Below are 2,480 nucleotides of genomic sequence, written 5' to 3'. Positions count from 1 at the left end.
GACCCGGTGAGACGATGCTGATTCCCGATTCACTGCTTTTTCTTCCCGACCCGTTGCTGCCTTCTGATGCGTTCTTTACCAAACCGGTGTGCGGCATGGGCGGCGCCGATGTCTGCGATACCGGTGCGGGTGATGCGAGCGACGGCGGCCTGAACCAGAATTGCAAGGTGCTTACCAGCGATGCCACGGCAGGCATGACCGTTATCTCCTGTTCGGACAATGCAGCCGATTACGAACGAACTACGCTCGATCCGCTGCGTCCGCGCGTGCCGGTATGGTTTGAAATCGAAAAGGTGCTGGGAACTTTACTTGATCCAACGGAATCTCCCGACGACGACACTGAGGTTTCATTGGTATTTGACGGTCCTTCGGGGACGGGGCTGACTTACCGGGTCTGTGAGGGGCCGGGGACGACGTGCCGGCCTTCCACGAATGGTGACATCGTGTACGTTTCGCCGGGCACGACGCTCGGTCAAACTGACGATCTATATCTCTACCCGCCGTTTTCTCCCACACCCTTTGGCGGAGTCAACGGCATTTCGGTGAGTGTCGATGTGCCCGATACGGAGGCGGTCGGCTTTGCGCCGGCGACCAAGAAACTGCTCTTCAACCCCGAGTGCACGACCCCGGTGGCGCTCCAATGCGAGTTCGCCGGCGATGACACGCTGGTGCCGGGCGCGCCGCCCGCGTGCTTCAGTGACCGCGGCGGCCGGGCCAATGCATTTACCGACGGCGTCGAGTGCGAGTACGTCGAGTGCAAGGTGGTTAGCTACGCCGAGTCGGTGCCGGGAACGGGCCCGAGCATCGGGCCCACCATGTGCGCCGACGAGCCGGTTCCCGACGGGCTCTACAGCCTGTTCGTCGCCGACGATGGCGACACCGAGGTCGAAGGCTTCTGCGAAGCGGGTGATACCTGCAACGTGGGCTCGTTCACCGCCACGCGCAGCCTGGCGATCTCGACCCAGCGCGCGCGCTTCTACGTGCAGGTCAACAACAACCAGACTGCCTCGCCGACCATTCAGGCCGACTTCCTGGCACGCCTTCGCAAGGTGGACCAGAGCGATCTCTCGCCGGCGAATCTCATCGAGCTGACGCCGCCCTTTACCATGGGCCGCGATCCGACCCTGCCGGCGAGTCTGGCAATCGCGTTCGAGGATTCGCTCGCCGCGCCGACCACGGCAATCTACAGCCAGCACGCGGCCAGCAGCACGACCGCGCCGGAGCTGTTCAACTTCTACGGCATGGACGCCTCGACCAAGTATGGCGATCCCTTCGCCGCGCGGGTGATGGTGACGATCAAGGACTTCAACGGCGATGACTACGTCAATGCCGGCGACAACCCGACCTGCCAGGTGCGCCTGAGCGCCTCGGGCAGCGCGGCGGGGACGACCTTCCCGACGCTCAGCGCGGGCGACTGCGACGCGCCGCTCGAAGCGCCCAAGACGCTTACGCAGGTGAGCGGCAACCCCGTTGTCGGCGCGTGCGTGATCTCCAACGGCAATGTGAACGCAGCGACCGCAACGGCGACCGTGACGGCCGCCTTCACCGGGGGTTGCACCACCGGGATGAACAGTGGTTCGATCACCGTGCGTTCGGTGCCGCGCTCGGCGCGTTTCCGATACAACGTGACGAACACCGCCGGTTCGACCGTGCCGTTCACCGGTCTGCAGGCCAATGCCGATCTCGATACGACGATTTTCTGCACGCCCTCCGATGGCGACTGCGCGGGCGTGCCCCAGCCCGAGGACTTCTTCCCCGTGGATCTGCTGGCGGCAAAGGGCCCGCAGGGCGAGCTGCTCGAAGACGGCATGGGCGGGGCCGAGACCCGCGCCCTGTATTCGGAGATCCCGCCGGGCACGTGCGCCAATGCGTTCAGCATCGCCGGCCTTGCCACGCGCGGGGTCTGGAGCTTCGATCTTTCGCTGCATCCCGACCCCGACGGTGACGGCACCGGGCCGGGTGAGCTGCTCGACCGCCTGGACTACGACGTGAGCGCGATCCCCGTGCCCACGATCACCTCGCAAGAGGTCACCCAGCGCTTCAATAATGTGATGTTCGGGTTCTGCGACTTCGGCACGATTTCCGAAGTGCAGTTCAGCATTCTGCAGGGAACGCCGCTGTATTTCGGCGCTCCCTGAGTGGATTTGTGCAGGGCGCCCGCCTGAGCGGGCGACCCGGAGTGTGAGCAAAGCGTGAGACGCGCGAGCGACAATCGAAGGACCTGGCCGGCAGCGCTGCTGCTGTGGGGGCTGCTTTGCCTGACGCAGGTGGGGCTCGCCCATGCGCAGGACACCTTCGGCGACATCAACGGCGACGGGAAGGTCTCGGTCGTCGACGTCGGTTACGCGCAGCTCTTCGCGCTCGGAAGACTCACCCCGACGGCCGAGCAGATCGACACGGCCAACGTCTTCCCCATGATCTCGCCTACCGGCTGCGGGCCGATGGGCGATTCGGCGTGCATCGACTTTGCCAACCGCGAT

At 64.8% G+C, this 2,480-nt stretch carries 2 protein-coding genes; both read left to right on the top strand.

Annotated elements, in window-relative coordinates; all coding sequences use genetic code 11:
* A partial coding sequence (locus tag KDH09_13590) for a hypothetical protein (GenBank protein MCB0220727.1) occupies positions 1–2,138 on the top strand: 2,138 nt, incomplete at its 5' end.
* A 54-nt stretch (positions 2,139–2,192) separates the two neighbouring features.
* The coding region (locus KDH09_13585) for a hypothetical protein (protein ID MCB0220726.1) at positions 2,193–2,480 on the top strand (288 nt) is incomplete at its 3' end.

Source organism: Chrysiogenia bacterium (assembly GCA_020434085.1).
Lineage (GTDB): Bacteria > JAGRBM01 > JAGRBM01 > JAGRBM01 > JAGRBM01 > JAGRBM01.
The sequence above is the reverse complement of the archived record's forward strand: the minus strand, read 5'-3'. Positions and strand labels throughout refer to the sequence as shown.